11 protein-coding genes are annotated in these 17,653 nt (G+C 58.9%); 9 read left to right on the forward strand and 2 right to left on the reverse strand.

Features of this window, described 5'->3' with window-relative positions:
- Positions 1 to 8: 8 nt before the first annotated feature.
- A complete protein-coding gene (locus Poly24_RS12160) occupies positions 9 to 821 on the reverse strand; it encodes an endonuclease/exonuclease/phosphatase family protein (protein ID WP_197452522.1) in 813 nt (270 codons plus the stop codon).
- Between the two features lie 216 nt (positions 822 to 1,037).
- Positions 1,038 to 2,339: a tetratricopeptide repeat protein gene (locus tag Poly24_RS12165; RefSeq protein ID WP_145095273.1), complete on the reverse strand. Its 1,302-nt coding sequence runs from the start codon at positions 2,337 to 2,339 to the stop codon at positions 1,038 to 1,040.
- 472 nt (positions 2,340 to 2,811) lie between these two features.
- On the opposite strand from Poly24_RS12165, the gene Poly24_RS12170 reads away from it, so the two are divergent.
- The 9 genes from Poly24_RS12170 to Poly24_RS12210 all read left to right on the forward strand — a co-directional run bounded on the left by Poly24_RS12170 (position 2,812) and on the right by Poly24_RS12210 (position 17,651).
- The gene (locus Poly24_RS12170; RefSeq protein WP_145095275.1) at positions 2,812 to 3,840 is read left to right on the forward strand and encodes a lipid II:glycine glycyltransferase FemX; all 1,029 of its coding nucleotides are present in this window, start codon (positions 2,812 to 2,814) and stop codon (positions 3,838 to 3,840) included.
- A 212-nt stretch (positions 3,841 to 4,052) separates the two neighbouring features.
- A complete protein-coding gene (locus tag Poly24_RS12175; RefSeq protein ID WP_145095278.1) occupies positions 4,053 to 5,510 on the forward strand; it encodes an MBOAT family O-acyltransferase in 1,458 nt (485 codons plus the stop codon).
- Complete coding sequence (locus tag Poly24_RS12180) at positions 5,510 to 6,403, forward strand: hypothetical protein (RefSeq protein ID WP_145095281.1); 894 nt, start codon at positions 5,510 to 5,512, stop codon at positions 6,401 to 6,403. The genes Poly24_RS12175 and Poly24_RS12180 overlap by 1 nt, the downstream gene beginning before the upstream one ends.
- 278 nt (positions 6,404 to 6,681) lie before the next feature.
- Complete coding sequence (locus Poly24_RS27655; RefSeq protein ID WP_261343110.1) at positions 6,682 to 9,594, forward strand: secretin N-terminal domain-containing protein; 2,913 nt, start codon at positions 6,682 to 6,684, stop codon at positions 9,592 to 9,594.
- A 118-nt stretch (positions 9,595 to 9,712) separates the two neighbouring features.
- The gene (locus Poly24_RS12190; protein ID WP_145095287.1) at positions 9,713 to 11,410 is read left to right on the forward strand and encodes a GspE/PulE family protein; all 1,698 of its coding nucleotides are present in this window, start codon (positions 9,713 to 9,715) and stop codon (positions 11,408 to 11,410) included.
- Between the two features lie 8 nt (positions 11,411 to 11,418).
- Entirely contained in the window at positions 11,419 to 12,630 is a 1,212-nt protein-coding gene (locus Poly24_RS12195) for a type II secretion system F family protein (protein ID WP_145095290.1), read from the forward strand.
- A 281-nt stretch (positions 12,631 to 12,911) separates the two neighbouring features.
- The gene (thrS, locus tag Poly24_RS12200) at positions 12,912 to 15,101 is read left to right on the forward strand and encodes a threonine--tRNA ligase (RefSeq protein ID WP_145095293.1); all 2,190 of its coding nucleotides are present in this window, start codon (positions 12,912 to 12,914) and stop codon (positions 15,099 to 15,101) included.
- A gap of 573 nt (positions 15,102 to 15,674) precedes the next feature.
- The gene (locus tag Poly24_RS12205) at positions 15,675 to 16,580 is read left to right on the forward strand and encodes an HNH endonuclease (RefSeq protein WP_197452523.1); all 906 of its coding nucleotides are present in this window, start codon (positions 15,675 to 15,677) and stop codon (positions 16,578 to 16,580) included.
- A gap of 165 nt (positions 16,581 to 16,745) precedes the next feature.
- Positions 16,746 to 17,651, forward strand: coding sequence for a hypothetical protein (locus Poly24_RS12210; RefSeq protein WP_145095299.1), 906 nt, complete (start codon positions 16,746 to 16,748; stop codon positions 17,649 to 17,651).
- Positions 17,652 to 17,653: the final 2 nt, after the last annotated feature.

Consider the following 17,653-nt stretch of genomic DNA (forward strand, 5'->3'; position numbering starts at 1 on the left):
GGGCGCGCTCAAGGCGTCAATTCAAAAACGGCCAGTACCGGTCGATGATCCGATGCCATCGAATCGTCGATCACTTCCGAATCGATCATTTTCAGCGACTCACCACGATAGAAGATGTAATCGATACGCGAAGTCGGCTTCCGCGATGGTGCCGACGGCGCGGCTGCGGCATCGATCGCATTCTTCCATTGCCGGTCGAGAATCTGGATCGGTTCGGAATCGGGGGTTGCGTTCATGTCACCGGCCAAAAGCGTTGGGACGTTATCCCCGGCAAATAACGCATTGATCGCATGTGCCTCGGCGATTCGATCACCGGCCACGTTGTGTTGAAAGTGGGTGCTTACGAAGCGCAAGGGCATGCCAGCGGCTGACTGCACGATCACCGCGATGGCGCCCCGTGGATAGGTCGTCAGTTCGTCCGTCGCTTCGGTGTAAGGGAGTGGTTGGATTTGCACGTCCTCGATCGGCAATCGCGTCAACACGGCGTTGCCGAACAGCCCGCCTTGATAGTGTTGCGTCGGTCCATAGCGAACCGCCATCCCGATCAGTTCCGCCAGGCGTTGCGCCTGATGAACTTTGCCGGAGCGTTCCACGACCACATCGACTTCTTGCAGCGCGACGAGGTCGGGCTTCGCCGCCACGATCACCCGAGCCAAACGCTCCAGGTCGTAGACGCCATCGTTCCCTTGGCCGTAATGGATGTTGTAACACAGCACGCGTAAGGTCGACGGTGATTGCGCCGATGCGCCGCGCGGGACGGCGACGGTGCCCAGCAAGAGGCACGCGATAAGAAGCCAACGGTACGGTCGATGAAGATTCATGGCGGGGATTCCGGATTGTCGCCTCGAACGCGACATGGGTTAACACTCGATGGGCACTTCCAGGGAGCGGAAGCCGCAATAACCCTACTCGAAATCGACTGCGGTGGCACGAAAAAAGCGGAGGACCATTTTTGTGGGCCTCCGCTTTCTAAAGCGATTCGATCGATCCGATCGTCGGCGGACGCAAAGGGACGCCGACGCGATCGACAGCAGCGATTAGCCGCCGACCGAGGGTGGCATGGTAAACCCACCGCTCGAAGCGGGTGCCGCGGCTTCCGCCGCCGGGGCTGACGCTGCGGGTGCCGGGGCTGTAGGTGCGGGTGCCGGAGCAGGCGTCGCCGCCGCCGCAGGAGTCGCTGCTGCCGCCGGTGGTGCGACGACGGTTGTCGGTGCGGGTGGGCTCGCAATCTGCGGGGTGGCCGCTGAAATCGATGGAACCGAAGCGGGGCCGTAGGGCGGTGTCCCGGTATAAGGTGTCAAGGCGTCCGTTAGCCCACTGGAGATCGTTTGAGTGACCGGCACCGCCTGTTGGGTCAAGCCTTGATAAGTTTCTTGAACTCCTTGCGACAAGCTGTTGACGCTTTCGGTCACCGAAGAAGCTGCGGTGATGGTATCCTTCGCCGCTTGGGCGATCTGGGTGCCGCCAAGCTTATCCAACAGATTGCGGGCGGGTTCAAGATTCGGATCGATCTTCAACGCCGTCTCTAACTCGTTGCGTGCTTCGCCAACCTGTTGACGTTTGAAGTTGAGGTAGGCCATGTTGTAATGCGCGACAGCCGGTTCGTGCGCTTTGGCCAACGTCGCCATCGCTTGCTCCGAACTTCCCGCATCCATATAGACGGTTGCCAAGTTGTTGGAGAACCGTTTATTGCCCGGCGCGATGGCAAGGGCTTTTTGGATCTGCTCGATTGCTTCGTCATACTTTTTCTGACGGGCGAGCACTAAGCCCAGATCGTTGTACAGGGTCGATTCGCTCGGATCGACTTCGATCGCACGGCCAAAGTAGGTGACCGATTCTTCAAGGTTGTTTTGCCGGTCGTGCAGACGAGCGATCGCACCCAGGGCGGGACCGTTTTTCGGATCCCCTTGCAGCGCCTTGTTGTAGTTCTCCATGGCGCGATCAAACGATCCGCTGGATTCCCACAACTGGCCATTGGCGACGTACACCTCGGGCCCCAATTTATCGGGGGTGTTGGTGAGGGCTAACAAATCGCTGGGAGCCGATGGGTCGGTTGGGGTGGTCGTTTTGCCGAAACTGAACACTCCGGTGACCATGTCGCGAGCCGCGGTTCCCGCCGAGGCCAACTTTGCGCCAAAGCCAACCGGTTCGGTGCTGGTGTTGCCAGGCTTCGCGTTGGGGACTTCGACGACCGCGATTTTATCATTCGAACCGCTGCTAGAGGTGCGGTTAAACGGATTGAGATTGAGCGTCGACAAGCCGGTTGTCGATTGGCAACCGGTCGCGCTGACAATGATCGTAACCAGCGCCAATCGACGAAGATTCTTCGTACGGTTCATGGCACAGCCCCCCTGATTTCGTTGTTTGATTGCAGGTATACGCAACGGGTTGGGGAAAGAAACGCACGTTGGAACGTATTCGCCACCCGAAAAAAATCGACCCGTCGCACCCGCCTAGACAACAGTCGCCTGTTGCCCGTGCTTTCAGGTGAATCGGAACGACCGGCACGATCGCTTTATCCGATTCCCTCGAATTGCGGGAAGTTGTTCAAAAAGTGCTGGACACCGATGGCGGGGGTAAGCACCATCTTACCTATGCTACTAACATGCGGGGCAGTGAACACCTAGAAGGGGTAGGGGCGTGATGTAGACGCTCCGACAGGTGTCCTTCCAAAGATCGCGGTGGAGTGGCACCGATTCTGTTTCCACAACGGGCGGTATCTATCGATCTCCGGACATTGCGTTTCGGATCAATCAGGCAAACAATGAGTTCCTCCATGGGGCGCTCGTGCGAGACGTAGCATTGCACTCGATGAAGACTTCTGAGCACCGATTCCAAATCATCCGGCCCGGCGATGCGCCCGGGGCCTGGGATGCGTTTGTCGACGCCCATCCGCTGGGATCGGTCTTTCACAGTGCCGGGATGTGCCGGGCGTTTGATCAGGCACGACGTTATCGGTCGCTGGCGATCGCCGCGCAAGATGCCGCTGGAAAGATCCAGGCCTTGATTGCACCGGTCCGCGTCGACGCGGTTTCTGGATTCACGCGGGCCCTCACCTCGCGTGCGGTGATGTTTGCGGAACCTTTGTGCAGTGCCGAACCTGTGGGGGCGGCGGCGGCCGAACGTTTGTTGTCGCGCCACGATGCGACCGTCGGCACATCGACATTGTTCACCGAAGTGCGCTCGCTGCAGGCGGCGGTGGGGGATTGCCCGACGCTGGCGGCCGCGGGGTACCAGCCCCGTCCGTTTCTGAATTACGTCATCGATCTATCGCTCAGCAAACAGCAACTGTGGCGGAACATCGGCAAACCGATGCGCGGTAGCATCCGCAGTTCGTTAAAACGGGGCGTCAAAATCGAAGTCGGCAATTCGCTCGAACTGCAACGCCGCGCGTACGCGCAGATCCGGCAAAGCCTGCGACGGGCGATGGTTCCCTGTCCCAGCAGCGGTTTGTTTGCCGCGGTGCAACAGGAGTTGGGAACGGTGCTGCAGGTTCGCGTCGCCAGTTACCAAGGACGCGACGTGGCCGGCACGATCAGCCTGGCTTGGGGCGACCGCTACTTCGCCTGGTACGGCGGGACGTCGCGCCCCCGCAGCCTGCACCCCTTTGCTTGCCTTGTCTGGGATGAGATCCAATGGGCGCATGATCATGGTTTCCGTCATTATGATTTTGGAGGCGCGGGAGATCCAAATCGTTCGTATGGACCGCGGGAGTTCAAGTCGCGGTTTCATGGCGAATTGATCGAAATCGGCAGGTGCCGGAAAGTCTATTCGCCGCGATTGTTGGCGATTGCCGAACGCGGCTATCGGTCGCTCAAGACGATCGCGGGATCAACGTAATCGATCGGTATCAAGGGTGGCGCCACGTGCGATTTGAACTAAGATGGGCCCAACAAGGCTCACCGCTTGGGGCGATCGGGGTGCAAGATTCGAGTCCCGCGACGCAGTCGTAGGAAGACCGGAAATCGTTCCCGCGACAGCGCCTCATGCCCACGGGGAGCGCTAGAACCGAATGAATCCCACCGTTCCGATATCTTGGCACTCCCTTCCGCGTGTTATTTAACAGCTACGCCTTCCTCGTCTTCCTCCCCTGCTTCCTCGCGCTCTACTGGTCGCTTCGGGGCAACGCTCGGATCGTGCTTTGCCTGGCCGGCAGCTATCTGTTTTACGGGTGGTGGGACTATCGCTTCCTCGGCTTGTTGGTTCTTTCCACCGGCATCGACTACGCCGTCGGATGCGGCCTGGGACGCCGTGAGGCCTCAGCGTCACTGCGACGGTTGCTGTTGGGGATCAGTCTCGTCAGCAACCTGGGCATCCTGGCGACCTTCAAATACTTCAATTTCTTTGTCGACAGCTTCCAACAAATGGTCGCCCCATTGGGTTGGTCGCTCGATTGGCCGACCCTGAATCTGATCCTTCCGGCGGGCATTTCGTTCTACACGTTTCAAACGCTCAGCTATTCGATCGACGTCTACCGCAAACAAATTCCGCCGCAACGCGACCTGTTGCGGTTCGCGACGTTTGTCTGTTTCTTCCCACAGTTGGTGGCAGGACCGATCGTCCGGGCACGCGAGTTTTTTCCGCAACTGGAAACCGATCGCCGGTTTTCGTGGCAGCAATTCGAAAGTGGTTTTGGACGCATCCTACAGGGCTTCTTTAAGAAGTTGGTGATCGCCGATTCGATTGGCGTCGTCGCCGATCCGCTATTCCACGATCCCGGAGGTTATTCTTCGTTGAACACCGCCGTGGTTGTGGTGCTGTACGCATTCCAAGTCTATGGCGACTTCTCCGGTTATTCCGATATTGCGATCGGGACGGCGCGGATGCTGGGGATTGAGTTGCCCGAGAATTTCCGGACGCCTTATCTGGCCACCTCCCCCGCCAACTTCTGGCACCGCTGGCATATCTCGCTTTCGACCTGGCTTCGCGACTACGTCTACATTCCCTTGGGCGGCAGCCGGAATGGCGACTGGAAGACCTACCGCAACCTGGCGATCACGATGTTGTTGGGCGGGCTGTGGCATGGGGCCAGCTGGAACTTTGTGATTTGGGGCGCCATCCATGCGACGATCCTGATCGCTCATCGGATTTGGATTTCATGGTGGGGGCCGGCGGAAGAACGCTTGCTGGACGCGGCGCTGATGTCGCCCGATTGGCTACGCCGCTTGGCCATCGACGCATTCAAATCGGCATCGTTGTTTGCGGTGGTCTGCGTGACGTGGGTCTTTTTTCGCAGCGGCAGCTTCGACCAGGCGATTCAGATCCTCACGCAAATCGCGTCGCTCGACGGGCTCAGTCCTTCGACGTTGCAAAACCGCATTCCACTACTGAAGGCGTGCGCCCTGGTCAGCATCTTGATGGGGTTTGAAGTGATTTCGCAAAGGATCCGCTGGCCGCAGGTCTTTTACCGAATCCCCGTCCTGCGCGGCCTTTATTACGCTAGCTTATTGTGGTCGCTCGCGCTGTGGGGCACGTTCGACGGGAAGCAATTCATCTACTTTCAGTTTTAATGGTCAGTCTCAACCCTAAGCGACGCATCGGATTGTCGATCCTCGCCTTTGCGGCCTTGGTGCTCGCGGGCGATCGGATGGGTGCGCGACTGCTCGATCGCGCCGTGATGTCGACACAATTCCGGTACAGCCTGCTCTATCGAGGGGAGTTGCCGGGGGAGATCGTGGCGCTTGGGAATTCGCGTGGTTTGCACATGCTGCATCCACCAGCGGTTGCTGAAATCAGCGGGCAACCGACGGTGAACCTCAGTTTCAACGCCTTGCCGGTCGTTGCGATGCCCCCCCTGTGGCATGACTATTTGCAGCGTCATCCGGCACCGAAGCGGCTGTTGTTCGAGATCAGTTGCGTCAGCCGCGAAGATGAAGTCGGAGCGTTGGAGCGGTTTACGGCGTACATGTTCCATTCGCCCTTGTTGAGTCGAACGATGGCGATGCACCGACCGCAAGAATACCGGGCGTCGCAGTTCTCGCATCTGTATCGATATAATGGGGAATTCACGATCCGAAGCTTGTTCTATCTGCGTCGCAACGACCAGGAATGGATCATGCCCAACGCGGCAACGGAGCCGCAGATCGACAGGATGCTCAGCTACGGGCCCGAGCCGATCCTGTATTCCCCGGTCCATGTCGATGCCGCGCGGCAGATCCTGGCCGACAGTCGAGCGGCGAATGTCGAGGTCGTGCTGTTTGTCGGCCCCTTCCACCCGCGTTACCTTGCGACGATTCCGGAGCTTCCGGCCTGGATCGACTGGCTGCGAAAAGAACTGGACGCCCCGATCGCTGATTATTCGGCAGCGTTCACGGAAAACGAGGCCTTTTCCGACCACATGCACTTAAATCCACGCGGCGCCCGCCGCCTGGCCGAGCTCCTCCGTCGAGATGGCCACCTCTAAAGGGCCGTGGTCTCGGGAATCCGTTCGCGGCGTTCACTCCATCCCCGACCATGGCAGGTTCTGTGTGCTGAAGTCCCGCCAGCGGAGTCGCAGCCCCACCGGAAATCCTTTCGGAACCACGACGGTTTATCGGGGTTAAACCGAGGTTTGCATGTCGTACCGCACATCGTTTTGCCCGAAAACGGCACAGCCTATGTCCGAATCCAGCGGGCCGACTACGATAGGAACGACCCCTTTCACCCACCTGTGACCTGCCGATCTCGATGAAAGTTTTGAATATGCCTCGATTTGCTCTCCGGCACCTCCATTCCGCCTGGATTTTGCTACTCCTGGCCCACCCCGCGGTGGGGCAAGAGCCCGCGGCCGATTCGGCCCCGCCGCAACCCGCGGTAACCCCCGAAGCTCCCGTTGCTCCCGAAGCCCCCGCTGCGGCCGAGCCTCAGCAGGACAAGGCCTTGCGCGCCGCCGTCGCCCAGGCGACCGAAGAGACTGCGCCAACGCAGTCGGGGGATGTCCAGTTGCGATTTAACTTCTCCGGCCAGCCTTGGGGAGATGTTTTGCAGTGGTTGGCTGAGGAAGCGGATCTGCAACTGCAAGTCGACCAACCTCCATCCGGAACGCTCAGCTTCATCGATCCCTCGCGATCCTATACCCCCACCGAAGCGGTTGATCTGATCAACCGGATGCTCCTAGACAAGGGGTACGCGTTGGTTCGTCGCGGCCGGTTGCTGATCGTGATCGATCTGGAGTCCGAATTGGCTCCCAAGTTGATCCGCGAATTGGCCGAATCGGTGACGGCGGACCAGTTGGACAAGCGGAGCGGATCGGACATCGTGCGCTGCATCCTGCCGTTGGGAGGCGTTTCGCCGGCGACGGCGGGCGAGGAATTGAAGCAATTGATCGGTCCCTGGGGATCGGTGATCATCCTCGAGTCGTCGCGTCAAGCGATCGTTGTCGAAACGGTCGACAAATTGAAAGCGATCCGCGAGGCGTTGCGTCAAGCGAACGGTCCCGGCGGGGTGGGCGGGGACGTGGTCGCGATTGCGTTGACGCATCGGACGCCCGACGAAGTGCTGGCCGTGGCGCGTCAACTGATGAATCTCGATGACGACAATTCCGCCGAAGGCATTCAAATCGCAACCGATCTGTTTGGGGCCAACTTGTTCGCCGCTGGCGAACCGGCCAAGCTGACGCAGTTTCGCGCGATCGTCGACCTGGTCGACAAACCGATGGCGATCGACGGCGAAACGAGTGCCGAACCTCCGGCACCGGCGAGCCTGCAACGCTACCCACTCAGTACGGTCTCTTCGGACACCGCCTTCAACGTCCTGTCGACGATGTTGGCAGGGCTGCCCGAGGTGCGGATGAGTGTCGAACCGAACACCGGAGCGATCATCCTGTGGGCCCGTCCGGATGAACAGAAATTGGTCAAAGAGACGCTGGAGCTGCTGGAGGGGAAAGGGACCGGATTTGATGTCATTCAATTGAACCGCTTGGACCCTCAATCGGCGGTGCTGACGATCAACAAATTTTTCGCCGGGGGGGGCGACGGTGCGGGCAAAGGACCCACCGTCGATGGCGATCCGGTCTCCAGCAAGCTGTGGGTCAAAGGAACCCCCGACCAGATCGAAACCGTCCGCGCGCTGATTCAGCAGATGGAAGGAAGCACGGAAAACGGTCTACTGGACGATCGGGTTCGCTTGCTTCCCTTCTCCGGCCGATCGGCGGAAAACACGCTGGAACAATTGGAGATGATTTGGCAAGCGACGGGACGCAAAAACAAGATCCGCTTTTCAACCCCTTCGCGATCGGAGAAGGCTGCGGTTCCGGAGCGTCGGATCGAACGCCCGGACGCTGAGTCGACGCAATCGCCGGCGTCCGACGATTCGGCGGATCTCGATTCGCCTCCGTTGACCTTCTTGGATCGAAACGGGGCCTCGCATCGAACGCAGTGGACTCAAGTCACCCGTCCGGCCGAGGAGGACGAAAGCGACAATCCCCCCGCCGATCGCGCGGGGGCTGAGATCGTGATCTCGCTGACTCCCGGCGGGATGATCATCGCATCGGACGATGTCCAGGCATTGGATCAATTCGAAGAACTGTTTCGCGCCTTGGCCGAACAATCGGCCGGTGCCAGCGAAACGCCGACCGTGTTTTGGCTGAAGTACGCCAAAGCAGATGAGGCCTCGACGTTGCTCAACAGCATCCTGACCGGTTCGGCATCCAGCGGCGGTGGTGGCGGGTTGACCGACATGGCCGGAGACATGCTGGGCGAATTGGGTGGCGGCATGTTGGGAGGTCTTTTGGGCCTCGGTGGCGGCGGCGGAGGAGGCGAATCGGGACCGATTTTCACCACCTCAGGAACCGTCAGTATCGTCGCCGACTCGCGATTGAACGCGTTGATTGTGCAGGCCAACGGCACCGATTTGCAATTGGTCGAGGATCTGTTGAGCGTGATCGATCGCGAACAGAGTCCCGAAGCGGTGCAGACGACGGGCAAGACGTATCTGATTCCCGTTCAGTACCAAGACGTCAACGACATTGTAAACGTTTGCAAAAGTGTCTTCAGTGATCAGATGGAGCAGCCAAGCCAAGGGGGCGCTGGCGGCCGACAACCCTCGCCGCAAGACATCGTCAACGCGTTGCGAAGTGCCGGCGGCGGGCGCGGTGGTCGTGGCGGCGGCGGACAAGGGGGCGGTCAGGAACCGGCGGCGATGAAAATGAGTCTGGCGGTCGATGCGAAAAACAACATCGTTATTTTGAAAGGAACGCCGCAGCACTATCAACAGGTGAGCGAATTGATCTCCAATCTTGACATCCGCGGTCCCAATAGCGAGGAACAGGTTCAAGTGGTGTCGATTGGCGGCGGTGTGAATCCGAAGATCGTTCAAGAAGCGTTGACCAAAGTCTTGGGAGCGAAAGCGACCACCGGATCGACCACGACCGGCACCACCACCAGCTCCACAACGACGGCCAGCAGTTCGACCGCGTCCAGCAGCAGCGATGAAGCGGCAACGGCCGCACGCCGCGCCGCGATCTTCGACCAGCTGCGTAGTCGTGGCGTCTTTGGCGGCGGCGGTGGCGGCGGCGGCGGCCGGGGTGGCGTTGGCGGCGGCGGACGGGGAGGAGATCGTACCGGCGGCGGTGGTACCGGCGGCGGTGGTGGTGGACGCACCCGCGGCGGTCGATAATGGATGCGTGGCCGACGGCTGCAGACGCGGTACTGCGAAACCTTGAATTCGCGACGAAACGGATCTCCGGAAAGACGACAGGCGGGCGAAACGGCCCCGAGGCGACAGGGTAGTAATCATGATTATGGAAGCTGGAGAAATTTTGGTCCGACGCGGCTTATTGGACGAAGCCCAATTGCGGCACAGTCGTGCCAGCGATGCGCCGAATGTGATCTCATCGGCCGTCCAGCTGGGATATGTCGACGAACGCGCCGCGCTGCAAGTGCTGGCTGAAGAGGTCGGACTCGATTTTGTCGATCTACGCGAGGTCGATGTCGATCTCGACGCGTTGCAAGGTTTTTCGCAAAAACTGATCCACCGTCAGACATTGTTCCCGTTGGGACAACGTGACGGATCGTTGATCGTGGCCACATCCGACCCGCTGGATTTGTACCCGTTGGACGAAGTCAGCGCGGCGACGGGCAAGAGCGTGATCCCGGTGGTTGCCGAACACAACGAGATCCTTCGGCTGATCAAGAAGCATCTGGGCGTGGGCAGCGAGACCGTCGACGGTTTGTTGGCGGCGAAAGAGGATGCCGATGGCGTCGAATTGCTCGAAGACATCGAGACCGATGGCAGCGAGCTTTCGGAACAAGCGCAAGAAGCGTCGGTCGTGCGACTCGTTAACGAAATCCTTGTCGAAGCGATCGAGTCACGGGCCAGCGACGTGCACATTGAATCGCAATCCTCTGGCATCAAGATCCGTTATCGGATCGACGGCATCCTGCATCCCCAGCCAGTGCCGCCGGAGATCAATCGCTTCCAAGCGGCAATCATCAGCCGTTTGAAGATCATGGCTCGATTGAATATCGCCGAAAAACGACTCCCCCAGGACGGCCGGATCAAGCTGCGTGTCCAACGCCGTGAGATCGATGTCCGTTTGAGTGTGATCCCGATGATCCACGGCGAGGGGCTGGTGATGCGTATCCTCGACAAGGGATCGATGGTCTTCGATCTCCAAGGTTTGGGGATGAGCGCTCACACGTACGAACAATTCCGCAAACTGATCCGGTTGCCGCACGGCATCATCCTGGTCACCGGTCCGACCGGTAGTGGTAAAACGACGACGCTCTACAGCAGCCTGCTGGAGATCAACAGCCCCGACAACAAGATCATCACCACCGAAGATCCCGTCGAGTATCAGTTGGATGGAATCAACCAGATCCAGGTCCATCCCAAGATCGGACTCACCTTCGCCGCCTCGCTGCGTTCGATCCTCCGGCATGACCCCGACGTGGTGTTGGTCGGTGAAATTCGCGATTTCGAGACCGCCGAAAATGCGATCCAGGCGTCGTTGACCGGCCACTTGGTCTTTAGCACGCTGCACACCAACGACGCCGCCGGCGCTTACACGCGGATGGTCGATATGGGAGTCGAACCGTTTCTGGTCGCCAGTACCGTCGAAGCCGTCATGGCTCAACGGCTGTTGCGTCGGCTGTGCCCGCATTGCAAAGAACCATTCGATCCCGAAAAAGACGACATGCCCGCCGACTTCCCCTGGGAAAAATTGGACGACAAAGCCCTCTATCGCCCCGTCGGCTGTCGCGAATGCCGCAACGTCGGCTACATGGGCCGGATGGGTATCTACGAACTGATGGTCACGACCGAACAGGTGCGTCAATTGGCGCACGACCGGGTCAGTTCCTGGGAGATCAAACGGGCGGCGCTTGCCGACGGCATGCACTCGTTGCGACACGACGCGTGGGAGAAGACGATCGCTGGCAACACGAGCGTTGATGAAGTTCTTCGAGTGACCAAAAGCGATCAAATCAAGTAACCGAACCTATGGCTGAATTTGCTTACACCGCGCGGTCGACCGATGGCCAACGCGTAACCGGAACGTTGACGGCCGGTTCCGAACGCGAGGTCTCCGCGCAATTGGCGGGCAGGAATTTGTTTCCTGTCGAAGTCAAAGAGGTCAAAGAACAATCGGCGATGCAGTTGTTGGGAGGCAACGGCCGCGTCAACGGTCAGACGATGGCGATCTTCTACGCGCAACTGGGCTCCTTGTTGCGCAGCGGCGTGCCGATGATCCGCTCGCTAACCCTGTTGTCCGAACAAGCTTCCAACAAAACGCTCAAGGAAGTCCTGCAGGATATTAAGAGCCGCGTCGAAGATGGCGAACCGTTGGGGGAAGCGCTGGCCCGTTACCCGCGCGTCTTCAGCTCGATGGGGATCAACATGGTCCGCGCCGGCATGGAAGGCGGCTTCCTGGAAGATGCCCTCGACCGCGTTGGCGAATTCACCGAACTGCAGGAAGACCTCAAAGGACGCACCGTCAGCGCGTTGGCCTACCCCATCTTCTTGTCCGTCGTCGGCACGGTCGTCGTGACGATCCTGTTGGTCTTCTTTGTGCCCAAATTTGGCGAGCTGTTTGCCCGCTTGGAAGCCAAGGGGCAACTGCCGTTGGCGACCACGACGCTGTTGGCCTTCAGCGAACTGCTGCAGTCCTACGGCCTCTTTCTTCTGGCAGCGGTCGTTGCGGGAGTCTTCTTTTTGAAAGTGCAACTGGCGACCGAACCGGGCCAACTGCTGGCCGATCGAATCAAGATCAAACTGCCGATCGTGGGTGGGATCCTGTTGAGCCTCGCGGTGGCAAGGTTTTGCCGCGTCCTGGGGACCCTGTTGACCAATGGCGTGCCGATCCTGCGCTCGCTGGAGATCAGCCGCGCCGCGGCGGGAAACCGGGTGCTGGGAATCGCCGTGGCCGATGCGGCCGAAAGTGTTCAATCGGGCGAAACGCTGTCGTCGCCACTGGCTGCCAGCGGCCACTTTCCTGCCACCGTCACCGAAATGATCCGCGTCGCCGAAGAATCCAATACGCTGGACAACGTGTTGATTCAGATCGCCGACGGATTGGAAAAACGGACCTTCCGCCGCTTGGATCTGTTTGTCCGGCTGCTCGAACCGGTGATGCTGCTGGTTTTGGCCGGCGTTGTCCTGTTTGTCGTGATGGCGTTGTTGTTGCCAGTCATCAAAAGCAGTAGTGCCCTGTAATCGCGGTTTGCTCTCGCTTGACGGCTGTGGAAGCAGGCGGTCCGTTGCGAATTCCCCGCCTCGGCCCGTCGGCGTCCGGGGCTTCCCAGCGACTACAAAAAACGCGTGGTGCGCGAACTTTCCTAACGAAAAACCATCATTCCCCTTGGTCGGGATCGTCCGATTCCTAAGATTTGGCTACGTCGCTTGACGTGGTCGGCCGGTTCTGGACACTTTACCGATAGCGACGCCCTTTGTTTCGGCGTCATTCGATCTAGGGAAACTGCGCGGAGGAAAGCGTTGTGGCAAATATTTGTGTCAAACTGCCCGATGGAACTGTTCAAGAGCATCCCGAAAACACCACGGCATTGGATGTCGCCAAGGGGATCAGCGACGGACTGGCACGCGCCGTCGTCGCCGCCGAAATCAACGGCAAGGTGGTCGATGCCTTTCGCCCATTGAGCGAATTGTCCGACGAAGCGGAAATTCCACTGACCCTGCTGACCAGCCGCGACCGTACCGCGTTGGATGTCCTCCGCCACTCCTGCGCCCACATCATGGCCCGCGCCGTGATGCGATTGTACAAAGGCGTTTCGCTCGCCTTCGGCCCGACCACTTCGGGCGGCTTCTATTACGACTTCGATCTCGAACACAAGATCAGCGAAGATGATTTTGCCGCAATCGAAAAAGAGATGAAGGCGATCATCAAACAGGGCGAGCCGTTTGAACGGTTCATGCTCTCTCGCGACGAAGCGGTCGATCTGTGCCGCGACCTGAATCAAGACCTCAAAGTCGAACATATCGAGACCGGCCTGAGCGCCGAGGAATCGGTCAGCTTCTACCGCCAAGGCGAATTTGTCGACCTCTGTCGCGGTCCCCACATCCCCAACGCTGGCAAGATCAAAGCAATTAAATTGCTGAACGTCGCCGGAGCGTACTGGAAAGGGGATTCGTCGGGACGCCAGCTCCAGCGCCTCTACGGAACCGCGTTCTTCGACAAGAAGGAACTGGCCGCTTACCTTGAGCAATTGGAAGAAGCACGCCGACGCGATCATCGTGTGTTGGGCAAGAAACATGGCCTCTTCGCCCTGAATCCCGAGGTGGGGTCGGGGCTTTGTCTGTGGTTGCCCAAGGGAGCCCGCGTGCGGGTGACGTTGGAAGACTTCCTGCGCAAGGAATTGTTGGGACGCGGCTACGATCCGGTCTACAGCCCGCATTTGGGACGCGTCGAACTGTACGAAACCAGCGGCCACTTCCCCTATTACCGCGATTCCCAGTTCCCGCCACTGTACGCTTCCGAAGCGGGCAGCCTGTTGGACGCGATGACCCAGCGTTTGGAATCCGGTTCGATTTCCAAAGACGATGAAGACAAATTGATCGCCGCGGCCGAAGTCCTGGGTGTCAACTTCGATGGCTACAAACCTTCGGCATCGGCCGACGACAAGAAGAGCTGGATTCACGGCTGGCAAACCGCGAACGAACGCTATCTAGTCAAACCGATGAATTGTCCGCATCACGCGCACATCTTCAAAGCCCAACCGCGTAGCTACCGTCAGCTGCCGTTGCGGCTGTTCGAATTCGGAACCGTCTACCGTCACGAACAAACCGGCGAACTTAACGGCATGTTGCGCGTTCGCGGATTGACCCAAGACGATGCGCACATCTTCTGCACCGGGGACCAAGTGGAAGAGGAGTTCCGTGCGACGATCGAACTGACCAAGTTTGTGCTCGAGAGCGTTGGCCTGGATGATTACCAGGTTCAATTATCGCTGCGTGATCCCAACAGCGACAAATACGTCGGCTCGCAAGAGAACTGGGACCGCGCCGAATCGGCGCTCCGCGGAGTGCTTCAAGATTCGGGGCTTTCGTTCGGCGAACAGCCTGGCGAAGCGGCCTTCTACGGTCCCAAAGCCGACTTCATGGTCCGCGATTGCATCGGTCGATCGTGGCAATTGGGAACGGTTCAATTGGACTACAACCTGCCCGAGCGGTTTAAGTTGGAGTATGTGGGGGCCGACAACGCCGCCCACCGGCCGGTGATGATCCACCGGGCGCCGTTTGGTTCGTTGGAACGTTTTGTTGGGATGTTGATCGAGCACTTTGCTGGAGCGTTCCCGTTGTGGTTGGCTCCCGAACAAGTCCGGATCCTGCCGCTCAGCGAAAAGTCGACCGACTATGCCATTGCCGTTGCCAAGCAGATGGAAGAAGCCGGTCTGAAGACAACTGTCGATCTGAAGAACAGCAAAGTCCAAGCGAAGATCCGCGACGCTCAACTGGAACTGGTCCCGTACATGGCCGTCGTGGGACCGCAGGAAGCCGAAGCCGGGCACGTCGCCCTCCGCGACCGCATCGATGGCGATCTGGGGGCCATGCCCGTCGCCGAAGCGATCGCTCGGTTGCAACAAGAGGTCCGCGAGCGGAAGGTGCGGCAAGTTGTCAAAAGCAACTTCTCGCAGATCGAAGACGACGGACGCGAACGCTTCGAAGGCTAGCCGCCACAAGCGGCGATGGCACCCACGCAGCGCGATGACCCCCAAAATCATCGCGCCGCGTCCCCGCCTCGGCGAGGCAAGCAAGCTCTCCGCTTGAAATCCCGCTCCGAATTGGGCACGCGACTCACCAGTCGCATCACGCGGTCTGTCGAAGGCCCCGGAAAACCAACCGCGATTGCGCGTCGAAAGGTTTCTCGCATGGAATCCTCAATGCCCCCGTCGGCGCTCGCGCGTCGCATTCGACCGGGCGGAGGATTATCGACAGCACGCTTTCGACATTCACGGCCACCTCTCCCGGATCGGTAACGACCTCCGGTTCGCCAACGGCGACGAGGTGTGAATAACGGCGCATTCGCGTTTTGGGCGGTCACTCCCCCGCTACCAACTACTTATGGGAATCGGCGAGTTCACACCCCTTCGGAGTAAGCAGTTGGCAGATGCAGTCTCGAAACTCGCCAGGGTGAACATCAGGCCCGATTTTGCAAATCACGTTCCGGTCCCCCCGCTGTGGTTGGAGTTTGAAGAGCGTAGAATCAGGCCCCTCTTGAACCCCATCTGGAGTGCAACGCAACATTGGCCAACGAATACGACAAACTCATTAAGAAGCTCGCGAAACTGCGAGTCGACCGATCCAAGGGCGTTGCACCCCATAAACCGCTGTTGCTGTTGGTCCTGCTTGAACTGGCAAAGTCGGGCGTGCTGTCGGATCGTGTGTTAACGCTTACACCTGACCTTGCCTTTCGCTTTTCCGTTTATTGGTCGATCGTCGCCCATCGACGCTCACAACCGCCGGATGTTCGTTTGCCATTTTACCACACGGCGTCGTCCAAGCTCTGGACGACACACAAGGCGGATGGCACGGCGTCGGGGCACCGCGAATCCACTGCCTCGATCAGGCTGGCCGATCCCTTCTTTGAGGCCCTCAAGTCGGCGGAGTTTAGGCAGGCGGCCGGATACACATTGATCTCAAATTACTTCGAACACGCCGAGCAAATCGCGATCTACGAACTTGCCGGAATCACGCCACCGGAAGATTCAACTGCGTTGGACGATCTTGCGATCCAGGCGGACAAAGAGGCGCGAGCCGAGGGACGTTCGGCGCGTTTCCGCGTCGATGTCGTCGCGGCCTATTGCCACACATGCGCCTTGACGGGGTATCGGGTCACCACGATCACCGGTCATTCGATAGTCGACGCGGCCCACATCCACCAATTCGCCCGTTCCCGTAACGACGATCCGCAAAACGGAATCGCGCTCTGTAAAAACGCCCACTGGCTCTTCGACCTCGGCCTCTGGAGCATCGACGACGACTACCGCGTGCTCGTAGCCCGAGACGCCTTTGATGAAGCCTGTCCAACGCAAGACTCGCTACGATCACTGGTTGGCAACCGTCTGAATTTGCCTCGCGATCAAACATTGTGGCCGACTACCAAAAACATACAATGGCACCGTACGAAGTGCTTCCTTGGTGCATCCTAAGCCAATTCCCTCAACTCGGTAAGTTTTCGTTGTCGTTCCAACAAGTGGCGTGCCGTTCAAACTACGCGTTCCCGAAAACAAAAACGAAAGCAAAGCACTGTGGGGACACTCACCCGATTTCTGCAAGATCGATTTGCCGAATCCTGTCCAGCAGGCTGGAGCTGCATGCACGAGATTGACGTGCTCGACGCCCACTGGCAACGCGTTCTTGGCTACTCCGCCCGCGCCGATGTGTTGCTAACGCGAGACGACGGCTCGCGAAGAATCTGGATCGAATTTGAGGTCAGCCGCGCCGATCCCGTAGCTAACCACGTCAAGTTCGCAACCTCACACCTTTTTCAGCCGCAGTCCGCCACCGACTCATTCGTTGCGATGGTCAGTCCTCACGTAACACGCGGTCGACGTAACCTCGCCGCAAACACGATCCTACTGATGCGGCGAATCGGTATGAGTGCATTTCAAACAGTGCTCTTCCCCACGCTCGACCCAGCCGAGATCAAACGCCTCAACCATCTTTCCGCAATCGAACTCGCAACCCACTCGCTTGACACCGCATCCGAACTCAAACGCGCACTCCTAGTTGCAGATCCGCTTACCATCACGGAAGGCTACCAACTTCACTACGCAGGCGACCTGTTCGAAGTCTTTTGCAACACGCAGCGATTCAACGAAGAACTAACCACAACACACGGTCAATCTCTCTGGGGTAGGCGAACGATCAAGTACTTCGTCTACGACTCTCGTTCGGGGCTGTTCGCACCATCAAAGTATTGCGCCTACATCAATGCGTTGACTCCAACCAACTCAAGCCGTACGTCGCAGACTCCACTGATGTCGATGTCGCTTTACACGTCACTCGATGAAAGTGAACCTAAATTCGACGGCAACCTTGCCCAAACCCACCTCCAACGCCAACTCAACATGCGGCTCACAACACTGGAGCAATCACCAGCCATCGAAGAAGCTTTTGTTGCATGGCAAACAACCAAAACCAATCGTATCCGTACCCACCCTAAAGGCCCGCTGTTCTTGGTTGCACCAAACTGGTTTGACAAATTTCCGTCAAAATGAAG

It is taken from the genome of Rosistilla carotiformis (genome assembly GCF_007753095.1).
In the GTDB taxonomy this organism is placed as follows: Bacteria; Planctomycetota; Planctomycetia; order Pirellulales; family Pirellulaceae; genus Rosistilla; species Rosistilla carotiformis.

Bases quoted from the DNA above. Each gene is read 5' to 3' on its own strand.
- Poly24_RS12170 (WP_145095275.1), top strand. From the start codon at position 2,812: ATGAAGACTTCTGAGCACCGATTCCAAATCATCCGGCCCGGCGATGCG.
- Poly24_RS12180 (WP_145095281.1), top strand. From the start codon at position 5,510: ATGGTCAGTCTCAACCCTAAGCGACGCATCGGATTGTCGATCCTCGCC.
- Poly24_RS12160 (WP_197452522.1), bottom strand. From the start codon at position 821: ATGAATCTTCATCGACCGTACCGTTGGCTTCTTATCGCGTGCCTCTTG.
- Poly24_RS27655 (WP_261343110.1), top strand. From the start codon at position 6,682: ATGCCTCGATTTGCTCTCCGGCACCTCCATTCCGCCTGGATTTTGCTA.
- Poly24_RS12165 (WP_145095273.1), bottom strand. From the start codon at position 2,339: ATGAACCGTACGAAGAATCTTCGTCGATTGGCGCTGGTTACGATCATT.
- Poly24_RS12190 (WP_145095287.1), top strand. From the start codon at position 9,713: ATGATTATGGAAGCTGGAGAAATTTTGGTCCGACGCGGCTTATTGGAC.
- Poly24_RS12210 (WP_145095299.1), top strand. From the start codon at position 16,746: ATGCACGAGATTGACGTGCTCGACGCCCACTGGCAACGCGTTCTTGGC.
- Poly24_RS12195 (WP_145095290.1), top strand. From the start codon at position 11,419: ATGGCTGAATTTGCTTACACCGCGCGGTCGACCGATGGCCAACGCGTA.